The organism is Vibrio sp. YT-18 (genome assembly GCF_033337345.1).
In the GTDB taxonomy this organism is placed as follows: domain Bacteria; phylum Pseudomonadota; class Gammaproteobacteria; order Enterobacterales; family Vibrionaceae; genus Vibrio; species Vibrio alginolyticus.
The window spans coordinates 132,243-148,884 of the sequence record NZ_JAWOQO010000007.1; the positions used below are offsets into that span (position 1 = coordinate 132,243).

Below are 16,642 nucleotides of genomic sequence, written 5' to 3' on the forward strand. Positions count from 1 at the left end.
ACGCCTAACTATGTGGGCTTGAGTGAACGTACCGCTCTAGGAAGTTTGCCTTGCTGCTCATTTATCTTTGGTTAACCTTTGGTCAATTGAGTTGGTTGTAAGTGGTTTTGTTGGTAATTTTTCTATCATTGTGGCAAGTTTACTTAAAACTACTTAAGTGAATTTAAGTTATGACACAAGAAGAAAGACTCGTAGCGCTCAGAGCGAAGCTGGAGCAGCAAAACAAAGTAACGTTGTCTGAAGTTTGTGAGTACTTTGGTATCTCGCGAGATTCAGCTCGCCGAGACTTAGTTAAGTTGAGTCAGCAACCTGGGTTACAAAGAATACGAGGTGGTGTCATGCTTGCGCCGATCTCTTCCCATACCGAGGCATACGCGAGTCGACCCGTGAGTGACGTTAAACATCGACTGGCTCAATCTGCCGCAGCGTTGTTGGATGAGCGCGACCATCTTGTTATTGATACCAGCACCATTTTATCTCTGCTCCCACTCTATGCAGGAAAAGCGCGTTGTGGAGAAAACAAGCTCAACGTCGTTACTAACAGCATTGATGTGCTGACCGCTGCTGAGACAAACGACACAATGGACGTTTATTTCTTAGGCGGACACTTTGACCCTTATGCCAGAGCAGTTTTAGGGGCGCAAGCAGAGCAGCAAATGCAGCATTATCACGTGAACAAAGCGTTCATTGGCGTGTGTGCGTTGTCATCCCGAGGGCTGACAACAAATAGTTTGTTAGAAGCAACAATGAAACAAGCGATGATTGCTCAAGCTCAGCAGGTCATCGTCGTTTGTGAATCCCGAAAAATTGGTAGCGACAATTTCCACCACGTATGTGATTTGTCAAAGATCGACATCATTATTACAGACCATCCCCCTCAATCAGATTTTCAACAACTCCTCGATCACAATGATATTGAATGTATTGTTGTATCACCGAAATAAGGAATCTTACAATGGCTTACGATCCCGTAAAAACCGCTGTGATTGGTTACGGATATTCAGCAAAAACGTTTCATTTACCCTTCATTAAATCGCTACCAAATTTAACGCTGAGCGCGATAAGCTCTCGTCAACAGGAGGCGGTTCAAAATGATTGGCCAGATGCTAAGTGGTTTTCTGATGCGAATACTTTACTCGATGATAGTGATGCAGAGCTCGTAATCATTACTGCGCCAAATGACGTACATTACGAACTTTCAAAGCGTGCGTTGAACAATGGGAAACACGTCATCGTCGAGAAACCGTTTGTTACTCGGATAGAAGACGGTAATGAACTTATCGCATTAGCCGAAGAGAAAGGTCTGGTGCTGAGCGTTTTTCACAATAGACGTTGGGATGGAGACTTTCTCACGGTTAAATCTCTTATCGAACAAGGTAAGTTAGGTGATATAAAGCTGTTTGAGTCACACTTTGACCGTTACCGTCCTGAAGTTCGTCAACGCTGGCGAGAGCAGGCTCAAGATGGCGGTGGTATTTTATTCGACCTTGCTCCTCATCTTCTCGATCAAGCATTGGTGTTGTTTGGCTTGCCAGATGCGATAGACGCACAATGTCGAATGATGCGCCCGGGTGCGACGACGATTGATTATTACAACTTGATACTTCATTACCCTGAGCATATTGTGCACTTGCATTCAAACTTGTATAGCCCAGAGCCGAATCTCCGCTACAAAGTATTGGGTACGGAAGCTAAATATGAAAAGTTTGGATTAGATCCTCAAGAGGGCTACTTAAAAGAAGGCCGTTTGCCGGAAAACGATGCTTGGTCGGAAGAAGATGAGGCGTTATACGGCGTCCGTTACGACGAAGACGGTGCGCAAACTATCAAAACGGAGAGAGGCGCGTACCAAGCTTACTTTGTTGGTGTGGCAGACGCCATTCGCTTGGGCACTGATAACCCGGTCCCTGCCGCTCAAGCAGTACAGAATATCGCTCTGATTGAGATGGCATTGGAAAGCAGTAAAACGGGTAAAACGATTCAGGTGAAACCATGAGTTTGACGCTTGAACTCGTGGCCCGGCAAGAGCATGAACTTCAGTCGGCGGAATTTAATCACCATATTGCGTGGTCTATCGGCCTCGCTCTAAAAGAAGAGGCTGAAGCTCGCGGCGCGGCTATTGCTATTGAGGTTTACGGCTTTGGACAAACGCTATTTCAATACGCGATGGCAGGAACCTGTGCTGATCATTTAGATTGGGTCCGTAGGAAGCGAAACTCAGTATTGAGGTATGGCCACAGCTCTTACTATCTTTCTCTGTACAACAAGCAAAAGCAACGTGATTTCGAAAATCAGCCTCATCTCGATGCTCGTGAGTACTGTGCTCATGGTGGCGCGTTCCCAATTCGGCTTTCTGGGTCTGGTTTAGTTGGGGTTGTGACGGTATCGGGTTTACCGCAGTTAGATGATCATCAGCTAGTTGTGGATATATTAAAAACGATGACAGAGACAAAATCCTCTTAAACGCCAAATATGAAAGTAGCACGGTTCTTTATCGTGCTACTGAATTCTCTTTTTAGCTCATAAAGTGTTCTTTAATGTGAGCAAATATTAACATTGATCCCAACTTACTACCTGAAAATCAAATCAATTTCATATAACCTATACGCTCATTTATATAGAAAGCCTTCAAAGTTGGCCATTGGCAATGTCTTTTAGAAGAAAAGAAAAACTCAATCTTAGAAATCTTATTGTCACCCTATGTGTGTTCAGTGTGCTTGTCACTTTGATCAACGCATTCTACTCGATTTATCGTGTTCAAAGGGATCTCATCATCAATAACACGTTAGAATCAAACCGTGTTTACGCCCAAAAAATGTCTGAAATGACAGACTCTTTCATAGAAAGCTCAATGTCGCAGCTAAAATACAGTGCGAACGTGCTAAAAGACAAGATGCATGACGCTCAGCTTCTTGATAAAGAGGCTGAGAGATTAAGAACGCAAACCAAATCATTTAACTCTGTGGTTGTCGTTAATGCAAAAGGGGTTATTATTTCTGTATCCCCTGAAACACTTCAGGTGAAAGGTGTAAGGTTAGTGGGTGAAAGAAAACGCCAGTCTTTAAACGCTCAAGCACCGGTTGTTACTGAACCATTTATATCGCCAGCTGGAAATTACTTGTTAACCATCTCATACCCTATATTTTCTCAATCTAATGAATATTTAGGTTATATCGGCGGCACTATTTATCTAGAAAAAGAAAATATTCTTGCAGAGTTACTCAGCCAGCACGCATACAAAGATGGTTCTTTCCTTTACGTTGTCGATGAGAGTAACACTCTGATTTATCACCCAGATCAGTCGAGAGTTGGTGAAGTAATCGACGATAATGAGGCAATCAAAGCGGTGACGATGGGGCAGAGCGGTAACAAAGAAATTGTTAACTCTCGCGGCGTCGAAATGCTTGCTGGTTATGCACCAGTAAAGTCATCAGGATGGGGAATTGTTGCTCAGCGCCCGAAATCGATGACGTTATCTGTGCTAGATGAACAGATGTGGAATGTTTTCCTTAAGTCGATTCCAATTGGTTTATTAACTTTGTTACTAATTTGGTTCTTGTCCCTTCTTATTTCTAGACCACTTTGGCAGTTAGCTGGTGCTGTGCGAGGTGTCGAAGAACATTCATCATCTATCGATGACCTCAAACTGGTTAAGTCTTGGTATTTTGAGGTCTCACATTTGAAGCTTAGTTTTCTTAAAGCATTTGGTATCGTGTCAAAAACCATTGATAAGCTGCAACTGGATACATTAACAGATTCGATGACTGGATTATTGAATCGACGTGGATTAGATAAAGTTCTTGGTTTGTTTAAGCAGGAAAATACCGCGTTCTCTGTTTTGGCGCTAGATATTGACCACTTTAAGAGCGTAAACGATAACTATGGCCATGACGTGGGTGACAACTTACTTAGAGAGTTTGCGCAGTTAATGAAAGACCAAGCTCGCTCTAATGATCACCTGTGTCGTTCTGGCGGTGAAGAGTTTATGATGTTTTTGGAAAAAACAGACGTAAACCACGCTATGGATGTTGCAGAGCGTATTAGACACAACGTGGAACAACATGACTTTCAGGTGGTTGGTAAGGTCACGGTTTCGTTGGGCGTTTCTCACTGGAAAGGCAATGACACACCAATTGAAGCGGTAATGAAAGACGCCGATAATGCACTGTATAAAGCGAAACATAATGGAAGAAATAGAACGGAGTTGGGTGACGACGCACAATAGATATTGCGCTTTATGCTGAACATAAAACTAGCCAGTGACTAACCTTTGCTGTTAATCGCTGGCGTAACCGCTACCAATTGCGCGAAACGGCAAGTTTAGCTCTAACTCTGGAATTTGTTTACCCACCCAAGCCGGAAATGTATTGCTATTTGGCCCTGGAAACAGCGTATATTCTTCAGCCCAAGGGTATTGGTTAATAACACTTTGTATTTTAGGTATAAGCTGGCGGGCCTTTTCACCTTGTATGGAGAGGATCTTTTCTGGTTTTGCACCATACCAATATCGATCTGGCGTCCCAGTTTGGTACTGATATAGAGCGGGTTGTCCGCGATTCACTCTCCAGCCGACTACTTCATACACTGTATATTCGTTCGCATTTTCAGGCTTTATTGCAAACCATGTATGAACAGCAAACCAGCCTCGCCAACCAAACGCATCTGCGGCGTAAAACTCAATCACAGCATGCTTAACATTAGAAGGGTCGGGTGCGATACCCGCAGGTTCTCTGCTAGCAGTACGCCAATCTCCTTGAGTGCATCCACCCAGCATAACCGCGATTGACATGAACCCAATTTTTACAAGGTGAGTAAAGTTGAGAAGGTCTTTCATTTATTGCTCCTAGACCAACCGATGTTGGTAACGCTCTACTGATTTTAGCTATAAAAACGTGGCAAGTCTGATTGTTGAAATCCTCTCCTTATTAAAAGAGAGAGGGAAGTTAGTGCCATAATTCCAGTTCATACGTAATAATAAGGTAAGCCGATTTGTAACATGTGGCATAGACGATGCCGTATTTCTCGAACGATTCGTCTAGTTGCGTATGAAAAAGTAAGAGGTTGTATGTATTCCTTACACGGTCTCATGAATTAAAAGCATAAAAAAACAGAGGTTTACAGTGGCCTTTGACTGGTTGAGTGAGTTTGGGACCCTCACATTGTCTCACATTTGCTTGTTTTGGACGGAATTTTCATCGCTCATCTTTTTGCGCGTTTAGAGTCAGCGTTCAGCTATGGCACAATAGGCGCTCACAGAACAAGTGCTGTTTGGTCATGCAAATAGCAGAAAAATAACTAGAAATAGAATAATTAATGTTTAAATCAAAAAGTATACTCGCATTAAGCATGTTCGCATTTAGCTGTTTTGCCAATCAAGATAGCGAACCAACGTCCGTTGTGCTGAACTATGGTGACTCCTCCATCAGTACTGATATTCAAGCCAATCGAAAATTTCATGTTGTCCGAGACAATGAAAGTGAGCACGTAGAATTTTCCGGCGGAATCACAAAGGAGTATTCCGATTATATTGTGAATATTCATATCATAAGAAAAAGCAATATACGCAGATCAAGCCGAGAGCTGAATACAACCGTATTGATGAACAGTGATCAGATTGGGAAGCCTTTAGTGATTGGCATTGAAAATAATGAGTTCACTAGTATCACTTTGCGTTAATGCTTAGTATTTATTGAATAGGAATGAGGAAGTTGATGCTCTCAATACGCTGCTATCGCACCGAGGATGCCCCAACACTGTGGGCACTCTTTTACCATACTGTGCGAATCATTAATCGTCGCGATTACACGGAATCACAAGTTTCCGCTTGGGCACCATCAGATTTTGACCTCGATGTGTGGCAACGCAAAATGGACGATATTCAACCCTATGTCGCGGAGATAGAAGGGCAGGTCGTTGGCTATTGTGATTTGCAAGGTGACGGCTTGATTGATCATTTCTTTTGCCATCATGAATACCAAGGACAAGGTGTTGGTCGTGATTTGATGTCTTTTCTTTTTTCACAGGCGAAAGTACAGGGGATAAAACGACTGTATTCTGAAGTGAGTATTACCGCCCGACCTTTTTACGAGAAAATGGGTTTCACAGTTAAGTCTCGACAACGTGTTGAGGTTAGGGGAGAAACCTTAACTAACTTTATGATGGAAAAGTATATTTAACTTAAATAGTGAGCATTTAGTGAGCTTGAACACAGATATAAAATGTTTTCCAATGTGAAAGCGAGTTCATTGATCTCGCACCAATGTTTTGTTTGAAAACAGTGTACATAATCTTCTCTGGAACGCCATTACCGCATTTCGTCTCTGAAGGCTTAAAAACAGTCTGAAAGTTTTGGTTTTGCGGCGGGTAATAGCGTTCCAAACGCCAAATGTGTCTGGCTAACCATCTCAGGAAGAGAAGTAGTACTATGCGCCCTTATCTCAAATACGTTGTTCCAACATTGATACCATTGCTTGTTTGGTTAATGCCTCTCTCTGCGTTCCCATTTGATGGCATTACTATCATCCAGCAAAGAGTGATTGCAATCTTCTTGCTTGCCGCACTTTGCTGGGTATTCGAGCCAATTCCAATCTACGCCACGTCGGTTGTGATCATTGTCCTAGAGCTATTGCTTGTATCAAATAAAGGTATTGTGCTCTTTCGTTTGCAAGAAGGGCAGCCACATTTTGGTGAGCTATTACAATACAACGAGATAATGGCGACCTTCGCTAGTCCGATTATCATGCTCTTCCTCGGCGGTTTCTTTTTGGCTATGGCGGCGACAAAGTACAGGTTAGATGTCAACTTAGCCCGAGTGTTACTCAAACCATTTGGACAAAAACCAAAGTTCGTTATGCTGGGGTTGATGCTGATCACCGCTGTTTTTTCCATGTTTATGTCAAACACCGCAACAACAGCGATGATGTTGTCCATTTTAACCCCTGTGATAGCGGTTTTCGGGCCTAAAGACCCAGGTCGAATTGCATTCGCTTTGTGTATTCCTGTTGCGGCCAACATTGGTGGCATTGGTACTCCAATCGGCACGCCACCGAATGCCATCGCCCTAAAATATTTGGTTGGTGACAACTTAATTACGTTTGGTGAATGGATGGTATTTGGTGTGCCATTCGTTATCGTGATGATGGCGTTAGCCTGGTTTCTGATTGGCTTTTTGTATAAAGCCGAACAAACCACCATCGATCTGAACATTAAAAGCAAGTTTTTGAAAACACCCAAAGCAATAATGGTTTACGTCACCTTTGCCGGCACGATTATTCTTTGGTTGATGGGTTCTGCACATGGAATGAATTCTTACACAGTAGCATTAATTCCGGTGGCAGTGTTCTCATTGACGGGCATCATCAACAAAGAAGACTTGAAGAAAATCTCTTGGGATGTGCTTTGGTTGGTGTCAGGCGGTATTGCTCTGGGCCTTGCTCTAGATAAAACCGGGCTTGCGAAGCTGGTGGTACACAGCATTCCGTTTGATCAGTTCTCGCCATATGTTGTCTTGTTTGGTGCGGCTTTCTTGTGCTTGTTAATGGCAAACTTTATGTCGCATACAGCCACCGCAAACTTGCTGATGCCGATTATGGCTGCGTTAGGTACCTCTATGGCTTCGTTAACGCCTCTCGGCGGTGAAGTTACTCTGATCTTGGTCGTGACATTTGCCGCTTCACTCGGTATGTCGTTACCAATCAGTACGCCACCAAACGCGTTAGCTCATGCAACAGGGCATGTCGAGAGCGGCCAAATGGCTCGTATCGGTGCCGTGCTAGGCGTGATTGGCGTATTACTCAGCTTTGTGATGGTGTGGATTTTACATACTGTTGGGCATATTGGATAACCCATGTACGAAACGAAGTTAGACGCGTTAGTACAACGCTACTTTAATCACCTTGAACGCCGATTAACGGTTCTATCCGGGTCGGTGCTTATTGAGCAAGCTGGCTACAACGATCGCTTGTACTATGTGCTGTCGGGAGAACTTGCGGGCTATTACGCGGAAGATGACAAGAAACCGATTCAGGTATTTTCTGCGTCTCAAGGTGCGTTTATTGGCGTACATAGTTTCTTTTCTGGTACGTGGACTGCCTCTTCGACAGTGATTGCTCAAACAGATGTTGAATTGGCTTGGATACAGCGTGATACGCCTGCCGTGGAAGAGGCGACATACGGACCATTGACGACACAATTTATGCCTGTGATGGTTAACGAATTATCTCGTCGTCAACGGCGCGCAATGCAAGAGGCATTGGCTAAAGAAAAAGCACTACAAAAGCTTCATACCGCAGAGCAAATGACAACGTTGGGGCAGCTTGCAGCGGGTATTGCTCATGAGTTGAACAATGCGATAGGCGTTGTAAGCAGTAAATCAGAACGGCTAGAGACAGTTATCATGGAACTGCTTGAAGAAGTTCATCCGGAAGCGAGTCAATTTTTTGATTTTGGTTTAATGCAAGGGCAGAAAGTCTCTTCTAGCGAAGCGAGAAAGCGGGGGCGCCACTTCGAAAAATACTACGGTTTAACCAAGGAGGTTGCTCGTGATCTTGCACGTGCCGTTCCAAATAATTTCCTTTCGGAACATTGGCTAAAAAGACCAGAAGAAGCGATACGTTTCTGGCAAATGGGGCGAGATCTCCATGACTTACGCATCGCTTCTAAACATACCGTTGGCATTGTGCGATCCGTAAAACAATTGGGGCGCACGGATATCGACTTGGATGAAGCGATTAACATCAATGATTCAATCAATCGCGCCTTGGCTCTATTGCAAAGTGACTTAAGACGAGTGAGTGTTCGTTTTAGCCCTGCGGATTTACCTGCTTTTATTGGTTCTCAAACCGAACTCGTCCAAGTTTGGGTAAATATCTTAAAGAATGCGTGCGATGCGCTTGGTGAAACGGAGAAACCCGGTATCGAAATACATACTCGGGAGAGTAAGGGTAAAATTTTGGTCACGATTGCTAACAACGGACCAGAAATTGATGAAGCGACACGTAGAAAAATTTTCCGGCCAAACTTCACCACTAAAAAGGGAGGATTGTCGTTTGGTTTAGGGTTAGGTCTGTCGATTGTGAAGCGCATTATCGCCGGATATAACGGCTCTATTGTGGTAAAGAGCGACAGTGAAAAAACGATTTTTAGAATCAAGTTACCAGTAGAGGGTGAACATGGAGAAGCTTAATGTAATTTGCGTTGATGACCAACGAGAGGTACTAAGCGCGGTTCTACAAGATTTAGAGCCGTTAAATCAATGGTTGAATATCGAAGACTGCGAATCAGCAGGTGAGGCTCTAGAACTGATGGATGAATTTGATGCAGAAGGCGAGATGATCGCATTGATTATTTCCGATCATGTGATGCCAGGTAAAACGGGAGTAGAACTGCTGACCGATGTATCAAAAGACGGTCGTTTTGGCTTTACGAGGAAAGTGCTTCTTACCGGGCAAGCGACGCACACCGATACGATTAATGCGATCAACTCCGCAGGCATTGACCGCTACTTTGAAAAACCATGGCAAGCAAGCCAATTAATAGAGTGCGTTAGAAACCTGGTGACCCAATATATCTTTGATGTGGGCTTAGATTACACTCAGTATCACGAACATTTAGATCAGAGTGTGGTGTTTGAACGCCTACGTTAATAGGGGGCATTAAGCTTTGTTTTCGTCACGGCCAGTTAGTGTCTGAAATCTATAGTGAATAGTTCAGCATGTTTAACGTGGCCGTGCGGAATATTGCTCTAGTATGCTTAACTCAACGAATAGCGGCTTGCACTGGCAACAGAAAGTGGCTTAGAGAACCAATAACCTTGCAGATAATCGACGCCCATTTCGGTAAAAAACTCACACATTTTGGCGTCTTCAATTCCCTCAATCACTACTTCAATATTATTTTCCTGGCACATAGTGATAAGAAACTTCAGATATTCTTGTGAAGAGCGGTTGGTTAGTGTTTTCCACGCCATCGACCTATCAATTTTGATTTGTGTCATCGGGAGGTCGAAGAAGCTATTTAATGAACTGTAACCGGATCCAAAGTCATCCAGAGAGAGTGCAAATCCTAGTTCCCTGAGGGTATTCAGAGGGGCAATGGCTGTCTGATTATTATCCAAAATAAACGTTTCTGTTAGTTCCAACACAATAGACTCAGGATCGACACCAACCTCATCCGCCATGGCTTTAATTCGCGCAGGGAATTCACTATTCATTAACTGAAGTACAGAAACATTCACGTTGACACGAACTTGGTTTTGGTAACGCTCACGGTAGTTTTTGATAAATTCACACGCTTTGGCAAAGACTTGATATCCGAGTTCGACAATCAAACCTTTGTTCTCTGCGACGGGGATGAATTCGTCTGGATAAATTTCGCCAAACTCTTTGCTACGCCAGCGAACCAGAGATTCGAAGCTCACCACTTTTGAGCTTTTGGCGTCAATAATTGGCTGAAACTTAACGCTTAATGTCTGTTTTTCTAGTGCACTTTTTAGACCTTGCTCAATAAAGAAATAACGGTCTACGGCATGCTGAGTTTTCTCACTGTAAACCGCAACACGGTCTTTATTCTGCTCGCTTGCGTACTGACAAGTTCGTGCTGCTTTACGTAATATTTCCTCTGCTGAGTGACTTGGATCTATGCAAGGATACAAACCAATACTAATGTTACTTCCTAAGTATTGGCCCTCTTCAATCACTGCCTCGTGGTAGGTTTCCTTTAAACTTTCGGCATAACTTTGCAGCGTTTCTACCGAGCATTCATCGTGAATCAAAATCGCAAAGTCATCATCATGTACGCGATATACAGAACTATTTGGAGAAGGTAGGTGACTGAGAGTTTGTAGCAATTTTTCCACTAACCCATCGACCAACTCGCTGCCATATTGATTTAAGTAAGATTTAATCTCTTCTATCTGAATGTAACAGATAGATGCACAAGAATCGGTGGCTCGAACACTATCTTCAATATCCAGCAAGAGATGGGCGCGATTAGCCATACCTGACGCATTGTCATGAAATGCGACTTGATGAATGTAGCTTTCCATCAGCTTGCGTTCAGAAATATCACGGTGGCTACCAACCATATAATGACCATGTTCTGTTTCTTTGGTCATGGCTACGCCTTCAATCCAGACGTACTGTCCATTGGGTTTACGCACGCGGTAGGTCGTTGTGACCCTCGTGTTGTTGGTAATGATGTGAGCATCGACCCGAGTGGAGAGTCTTTCTCGATCGAGAGGGTGAACAAGGTCTAACCATTGCTCTAAGCTGATTCGACCAGCGTTGATACCAAGCTGCTCATAAAAGCCCTTGTTATAAAATACCATGGTGCCAAACTCATCCATGTAAAAGAGGCCTTCGTTAAATACATCGAAGATATGAATGAATCGTTCTTCGACGATTTTTAGGAACTCTCGGTCACTATCTGAGACTTGTTGGTCAAATAGGGTGGTCAAGATATTTCCTCCTCGAGCCTTTTAGCATCAGAGATGAGTGTTGGGGTTGATAACATAGAGTTGATCTGCTGGCGTACATTACAATCACAAAAGTGTCAGTTCAAATTGTTTGGCTATCATTTTATGCGCTACTAGGTTAATAACATACTAAGATTAGGCGGCTAATCATCGACATTTATAAAAAATAGTCAACAGTAAAAATCATTTATAAAATACAGTTATTGATGCCGTCCGCAATCTATAAATATTTATGAATAATTATCCTAAAGTTATTTTCAGTTGTGTCGGTATCAATGTGCGGTTTTTTAACGTCATTTGTATATATGCTATCTTGGATAAAACCATAATAACAAAAAGGACTTAATGAGCGCGACCGATTATTAATTGACAGGATGCTCATTAATTGTAATCAATTCAAATTTATTATCACGCCAAGTAATCAAATCTCTTATAATGCGGACGTTAATATCGAGTAAGCCTTCTTTATATGCAGTACGATCCGAAAAATTCAATCAAAATTGCGCTCGCTGATATCGGCGTTGGTATGTTTGTTACCGCGATAGAGCACAACAAGCGCGTCAATTTAGCCAATGCAGGGCGGATATCTAGCCCTGAAGGCATTAAGAAGCTTGCTACAAGTGGCGTAAAGTATGTTTGGGTAGATCAAACATTATCTTCGCAGCAGTGTGTCTTCAAGCCTGTAGATGAATCAACTGATGCCACTAAAGAGACGAGAGAGCAGAAACACTCCGATTTTAAGAGGGGTCAACGAGCTTATCGTTCGAGAGACATCCAACACAAGCGAGCCAAAAAGCTGATCGCTGAAGCAAAAGATTTGGCGCAGAAACTATTGAATCAAACTTTTGAAGGAAAAATCATTGAAGTTGATGAAGTAGAAGCTTGGGCTGACGATGTCATTGAAAGTGTTTTGATTGACTCAGATGCGTTGCAGTGTGTCTCTGCACTCCGAAAAAAAGACTCTTACTTATTGGAACACTCCGTCAATGTCGCTTGTCTTTTAGTGTCATTCGGTAAGTACTTGGGCTTGGATAAGCCAACGCTAAAACAGCTTGCTGTAGGTGGCATTATTCATGATGTAGGTAAAATTAAAGTCGATGATAAGATCTTGCACAAGCCAGCGAAGCTAACGCCTGAAGAATTTGAACATATGAAGCTACATCAAGTGTTCGCAGGTGAGATTATCCTTCACGTAAAAGGGCTTAGTGAAGTAAGCCGTGATGTTTGTTTGATGCACCACGAGAAGTTAGATGGCAATGGTTATCCTAGAGGCTTGAAGGGGGATGAGATTCCAATTCACGGCCGTATGAGCTGTATTGTAGATATCTACGATGCGCTAACGGCTGATCGCTGTTACAAAAAAGGCATGAGTTCTGCCGAAGCGTTTAAAATCTTGTTGAGTCTAACGCCATTTCATTTAGACGCCGACTTAGTTTACAAATTCATTAATTGCATTGGGATGTATCCCGTAGGCTCCATTGTCGAGTTGAACGATGGGCGTGTTGGTATTGTTTGGTCTTCAAATGAATCTCAAGCATTAAAGCCAGAAGTGAAATGTTTCTACTCCCGCAAGTATAAACGATATATTGATGTCACGATGGTGGATTTAAAAACGAGTGCGTACAAAATTGAAAGAGCGATCGCGCCTTCATCGTTAGAGATCGATCCTAAGCCTTTTTATGATTAAGAGAAATAGATAAGCTTATACAACAGGCTTTACATCCTTGCATGTAGATCGTATTTTATTTGCATAACTATCTATTAATTTTTTCTAAGTTATTTAGATGCAAGATGGTTATTAAACACCCCGGCTTCATGGATAGAAACCGGGCGATAAAATAGTTCTACACAATGGGCTATAAACCTCATTTTGCTGGAAGGGATGCCAATGCAAATAGATACATGGATTTTTTACACTCTTGCCATTCTCGTGCTCACAGCTTCACCAGGACCAAGCTCACTGTTGTGTTTGAGTAAAGGAGTGAGTAGTGGGTTTCGTATTGCTTTCATGACTGCGCTTGGCAGTTTGTCTGCGATTACGATCATCCTTACGCTCTCATTTACCGGGCTGGGAGTTGTCATTGCTTCATCTGAGTTAGTTTTTAATATTATCAAATGGTGTGGTGCCGCTTATTTAATCTGGTTAGGTATTCAAGCGTTGCGCTCATCTCAGACAGATTTTAATAAAACGGCAACGACTCAAAGTTCCGCGACAGCGTTCAGCGCGTTTAGTAGTGGTTTCATTGTTGGCGCTAGTAACCCCAAAGCGATAGTCTTTTTCACCGCTTTGTTTCCTCAATTCATTGAACCTTCCGCACCGCTACTGGCTCAATACGCGATTTTCGCGTCTACATTTGTGGTTTTTGAGCTTAGCTGGCTAACATTTTATGCATTGTTAGGGGTAAAAGCCTCCGATTGGTTGTTTGTCGCTGGAAGAGCGAAGTTGTTTAATCGTTTGACTGGTGGAGTATTTATTGGTGCAGGCGTGATGTTGTCGACGGCAAACCGATAAATAAGACAGACTTCGGTACGCAGTTAGGTTTCCCATATAGTAAGTTGGAATGCGCTAATTTAGCTTTGTCTTATTTCCAGAATGGAAATAGGCGTTTTGTTTATTTTCATTAGTGGCAACAGCCAAGCAGGAGTAAAATCACGTTACTCTTTAGGGGTAGAGCTCGTATTTTGTCTTGTGGGCTTGTGGTTACTTTGTAGGAATATCTTAGATGACAAGCCTTTCTAAACTACAACAACGTTTTCTAGATATCGCGACCGACGTCCGTCTTTCTCCAAAACAGAAGTCGAGTTTTTTAGCTTTAGAGGCGGAAGCGTGCATTCCTTACATGACCGTATCTTCATCACTGAGACAAGCAATGGATGAAGGCATCATCTGCGATATGTTTGAAGGTCATGCACCGTTTAAACCTCGCTACGTGTTGCCTGATTACGCTAAATTTCTATCGCAAGGCTCAGACTATTTAGAGTTGTCTCCGGCTGATGATTTCGATGATGCGTTGAACATGCTGACCATCATTTACCATCATGTTCCTTCGGTAACGAACATTCCGGTTTACTTAGGCCAGTTAGATGATGTCTTGTTGCCTTACATAGGCGACCTAACAGAGAGCCAGATTTACAAAAAGTTAAAACATTTTTGGATCATGCTGGATCGCACATTGCCAGATGCGTTTATGCATGTGAATGTCGGACCGACAGACAACATTATTTGTCGCACTGTTTTAAAAGTAGATGCGGAGCTCAAGCAGATCGCACCGAATCTCACCTTTATGTACGACGAGACAGTTACACCTGATGATTTACTTCGTCAAGCGACACAGAACATTTGTGAATGCAGTAAACCGCATATCGCCAATTACCCAATGCACGCGAAAGCCTACAACGGCTCACGCTTTGGTATTGTAAGTTGCTACAACTCGCTTCCATTAGCAGGTGGCTCGAACACATTGGTGCGAATGAATTTAAAAGAAGTTGCAAAACGAGCATCAGACCGACTTCTTAAACAGTGCGTTGCCTTCTTACCATCGATTAATGGTCGAGCTCATAAACGCAAGAAGCACGCACTTGCATGAAAAATCGAACTTCTTTCAAGGCTTTTTGACGCAAGAAGGGTTGATAAAAGAGTCCTATTTCGCGCCAATGTATGGCGTTTACGGCATGGCCGAAGCGGTAAACCTTCTATTTGAAAAAGAAAGGCAAATAGGGCGATACGGAAAAAATGATCGAGCAAATACTTTTGCTCATGATGTTTCAGCAACACTGGCTAAACTGGTGGACTCAACCCCGGTGAAATATGGTTTAGATGGCAAAGCGCTCTTACATGCACAAGGCGGCATTAGCTTAGATCATGATGTTACGCCAGGTGTACGTCTGCCTTATGGTGCAGAGCCAGACCCTGTCACTTATGTACAAGCAACGGCGAAGCATCATCAGTATTATCGTGCGGGTATCAGCGATATTTTGACGATTGATGAAACGGTGAAATCTAATCCAGAAGCGATGTTCAATTTATGTAAAGGGGCACTAAATGCTGGTTATCGTGAGTTTACCGCGAATGTCACTTCAAATGACTTAATTCGCGTGACAGGCTACATGATCAAACTTTCAGATGTCGCGAAATATGATAAAGAAGGTTCGAGAACCAACACGACGTTTCTAGGTGCAGAAGCAGCAAAAAATACCAAAATTTTAGAACGCTCGCCACGTGTGGTGAGTCATGAAGTAACACCGACTTACACGCAGGCATAAGTTCGGTTTAGGAAAGAACAAGATGTCTAGACGAAGTGGAAGCCTTTTGGCAAAAGTCACTCGTATCCTTCCTTTCTCTTGTGTTGATGGGCCAGGAAATCGTCTAGTCATCTTTCTACAGGGTTGTAACTATCAGTGTTTGAACTGCCACAATCCTCACACGATAAACCATTGTAATCATTGTGGTGAGTGTGTGAGTGAATGTTCAGCAGGCGCATTGAAGTTCGACGAAAACAACAACGTTGTTTGGCTTAAAGAGGAGTGCACCCACTGCGATCATTGTATAGAGATATGTCAGAACCAATCTAATCCAAAAATTACTGACTACTCTGTAGTAACAATGCTCGATTTGATACGCAAACATCGCTTTTTCATCAGTGGTGTTACTGTATCCGGTGGGGAATCTACCTTACAACTTCCTTTCATTATTGAGCTGTTTAAAGGGATAAAACAAGATCCTGAATTACGGCACCTCTCTTGTTTCATCGACAGTAACGGTTCTTTAGCGGTTGCTGGTTGGCAGCGTATTCTACCTTTTCTGGATGGCGCAATGATCGATTTGAAAGCGTGGCAGACGGAGACGCATCAGTGGCTAACTGGGCGTGATAATCATCGTGTATTTAAAACCCTTCAGTACCTTGTTGAGCACGAAAAATTGTACGAGGTCCGCTTACTGCATATTCCCCGAAAAAGTGATTTAGATATAGAAATCGTAGCAATTGGACGTTACTTGAGTACTCTTCCTGAATCGGTGCTTATCCGTTTAAATGCCTTTCAGCATCAAGGAGTAGTGGGGGAGGCGTTAACTTGGGATATGTGCTCTCATCATGATATCGAACGCTTAAAATCAGAGCTTCGATGCTACGTGAGTAACCCTATCACAGTGCCGACAGTACTCACGTAGTA

General features: G+C 42.9%; 14 protein-coding genes and 1 pseudogene. 13 read left to right on the forward strand and 2 right to left on the reverse strand.

What is annotated here, in order from left to right; all coding sequences use genetic code 11:
• The first annotated feature begins 170 nt into the window (after nucleotides 1-170).
• From R7M72_RS11675 to R7M72_RS11690, 4 genes are all read left to right on the forward strand, one after another.
• Complete coding sequence (locus R7M72_RS11675; protein ID WP_053306490.1) at nucleotides 171-944, forward strand: DeoR/GlpR family DNA-binding transcription regulator; 774 nt, start codon at nucleotides 171-173, stop codon at nucleotides 942-944.
• A gap of 11 nt (nucleotides 945-955) precedes the next feature.
• Complete coding sequence (locus tag R7M72_RS11680) at nucleotides 956-1,996, forward strand: oxidoreductase (RefSeq protein ID WP_054576921.1); 1,041 nt, start codon at nucleotides 956-958, stop codon at nucleotides 1,994-1,996.
• A complete protein-coding gene (locus tag R7M72_RS11685; RefSeq protein ID WP_054576920.1) occupies nucleotides 1,993-2,463 on the forward strand; it encodes a heme-degrading domain-containing protein in 471 nt (156 codons plus the stop codon). Before R7M72_RS11680 ends, R7M72_RS11685 begins: the two co-directional genes overlap by 4 nt.
• Nucleotides 2,464-2,647: 184 nt before the next feature.
• Entirely contained in the window at nucleotides 2,648-4,225 is a 1,578-nt protein-coding gene (locus R7M72_RS11690) for a sensor domain-containing diguanylate cyclase (RefSeq protein ID WP_005389121.1), read from the forward strand.
• A gap of 51 nt (nucleotides 4,226-4,276) precedes the next feature.
• On the opposite strand, the gene R7M72_RS11695 is transcribed toward R7M72_RS11690, so the two are convergent.
• A complete protein-coding gene (locus R7M72_RS11695) occupies nucleotides 4,277-4,834 on the reverse strand; it encodes a DUF3750 domain-containing protein (protein ID WP_054574115.1) in 558 nt (185 codons plus the stop codon).
• A gap of 479 nt (nucleotides 4,835-5,313) precedes the next feature.
• Here R7M72_RS11695 and R7M72_RS11700 point away from each other — a divergent pair, with 479 nt between their 5' ends.
• The 5 genes from R7M72_RS11700 to R7M72_RS11720 all read left to right on the forward strand — a co-directional run bounded on the left by R7M72_RS11700 (nucleotide 5,314) and on the right by R7M72_RS11720 (nucleotide 9,644).
• Nucleotides 5,314-5,676 carry a hypothetical protein gene (locus tag R7M72_RS11700; protein ID WP_054576919.1) on the forward strand — a complete coding sequence of 121 codons (363 nt, stop codon included), beginning with the start codon at nucleotides 5,314-5,316 and terminating at the stop codon, nucleotides 5,674-5,676.
• Between the two features lie 35 nt (nucleotides 5,677-5,711).
• On the forward strand, nucleotides 5,712-6,176 hold the full coding sequence (locus tag R7M72_RS11705) for a GNAT family N-acetyltransferase (protein WP_017820619.1): 465 nt from the start codon (nucleotides 5,712-5,714) through the stop codon (nucleotides 6,174-6,176).
• A 248-nt stretch (nucleotides 6,177-6,424) separates the two neighbouring features.
• Entirely contained in the window at nucleotides 6,425-7,843 is a 1,419-nt protein-coding gene (locus R7M72_RS11710; protein ID WP_054576918.1) for an SLC13 family permease, read from the forward strand.
• Nucleotides 7,844-7,846: 3 nt separating this feature from the next.
• Nucleotides 7,847-9,184 carry an ATP-binding protein gene (locus R7M72_RS11715; RefSeq protein WP_005389108.1) on the forward strand — a complete coding sequence of 446 codons (1,338 nt, stop codon included), beginning with the start codon at nucleotides 7,847-7,849 and terminating at the stop codon, nucleotides 9,182-9,184.
• Nucleotides 9,171-9,644 (forward strand): response regulator, encoded by a 474-nt coding sequence (locus R7M72_RS11720; RefSeq protein ID WP_053303110.1) that lies wholly within the window; start codon nucleotides 9,171-9,173, stop codon nucleotides 9,642-9,644. The genes R7M72_RS11715 and R7M72_RS11720 overlap by 14 nt, the downstream gene beginning before the upstream one ends.
• Before the next feature lie 107 nt (nucleotides 9,645-9,751).
• Here the strand turns inward: R7M72_RS11720 and R7M72_RS11725 are convergent, their stop codons facing one another.
• Nucleotides 9,752-11,455: a putative bifunctional diguanylate cyclase/phosphodiesterase gene (locus tag R7M72_RS11725; protein ID WP_138939414.1), complete on the reverse strand. Its 1,704-nt coding sequence runs from the start codon at nucleotides 11,453-11,455 to the stop codon at nucleotides 9,752-9,754.
• A 487-nt stretch (nucleotides 11,456-11,942) separates the two neighbouring features.
• Between R7M72_RS11725 and R7M72_RS11730 the strand changes: the two genes are divergently transcribed.
• The 4 genes and pseudogenes from R7M72_RS11730 (at nucleotide 11,943) to R7M72_RS11745 (ending at nucleotide 16,640) form a co-directional block, all read left to right on the forward strand.
• Complete coding sequence (locus R7M72_RS11730; RefSeq protein WP_170890609.1) at nucleotides 11,943-13,160, forward strand: HD-GYP domain-containing protein; 1,218 nt, start codon at nucleotides 11,943-11,945, stop codon at nucleotides 13,158-13,160.
• A gap of 201 nt (nucleotides 13,161-13,361) precedes the next feature.
• Nucleotides 13,362-13,985: a LysE family translocator gene (locus R7M72_RS11735; RefSeq protein WP_213986791.1), complete on the forward strand. Its 624-nt coding sequence runs from the start codon at nucleotides 13,362-13,364 to the stop codon at nucleotides 13,983-13,985.
• 211 nt (nucleotides 13,986-14,196) lie between these two features.
• Nucleotides 14,197-15,736, forward strand: a pseudogene (locus R7M72_RS11740) (YjjI family glycine radical enzyme).
• Between the two features lie 22 nt (nucleotides 15,737-15,758).
• Nucleotides 15,759-16,640 (forward strand): YjjW family glycine radical enzyme activase, encoded by an 882-nt coding sequence (locus R7M72_RS11745; RefSeq protein WP_170890610.1) that lies wholly within the window; start codon nucleotides 15,759-15,761, stop codon nucleotides 16,638-16,640.
• Nucleotides 16,641-16,642: the final 2 nt, after the last annotated feature.

Coding starts and splice junctions, on each gene's coding strand:
- R7M72_RS11745 (WP_170890610.1), top strand. CDS start 15,759: ATGTCTAGACGAAGTGGAAGCCTTTTGGCAAAAGTCACTCGTATCCTT.
- R7M72_RS11695 (WP_054574115.1), bottom strand. CDS start 4,834: ATGAAAGACCTTCTCAACTTTACTCACCTTGTAAAAATTGGGTTCATG.
- R7M72_RS11720 (WP_053303110.1), top strand. CDS start 9,171: ATGGAGAAGCTTAATGTAATTTGCGTTGATGACCAACGAGAGGTACTA.
- R7M72_RS11680 (WP_054576921.1), top strand. CDS start 956: ATGGCTTACGATCCCGTAAAAACCGCTGTGATTGGTTACGGATATTCA.
- R7M72_RS11710 (WP_054576918.1), top strand. CDS start 6,425: ATGCGCCCTTATCTCAAATACGTTGTTCCAACATTGATACCATTGCTT.
- R7M72_RS11730 (WP_170890609.1), top strand. CDS start 11,943: ATGCAGTACGATCCGAAAAATTCAATCAAAATTGCGCTCGCTGATATC.
- R7M72_RS11675 (WP_053306490.1), top strand. CDS start 171: ATGACACAAGAAGAAAGACTCGTAGCGCTCAGAGCGAAGCTGGAGCAG.
- R7M72_RS11705 (WP_017820619.1), top strand. CDS start 5,712: ATGCTCTCAATACGCTGCTATCGCACCGAGGATGCCCCAACACTGTGG.
- R7M72_RS11700 (WP_054576919.1), top strand. CDS start 5,314: ATGTTTAAATCAAAAAGTATACTCGCATTAAGCATGTTCGCATTTAGC.
- R7M72_RS11690 (WP_005389121.1), top strand. CDS start 2,648: ATGTCTTTTAGAAGAAAAGAAAAACTCAATCTTAGAAATCTTATTGTC.
- R7M72_RS11735 (WP_213986791.1), top strand. CDS start 13,362: ATGCAAATAGATACATGGATTTTTTACACTCTTGCCATTCTCGTGCTC.
- R7M72_RS11715 (WP_005389108.1), top strand. CDS start 7,847: ATGTACGAAACGAAGTTAGACGCGTTAGTACAACGCTACTTTAATCAC.
- R7M72_RS11685 (WP_054576920.1), top strand. CDS start 1,993: ATGAGTTTGACGCTTGAACTCGTGGCCCGGCAAGAGCATGAACTTCAG.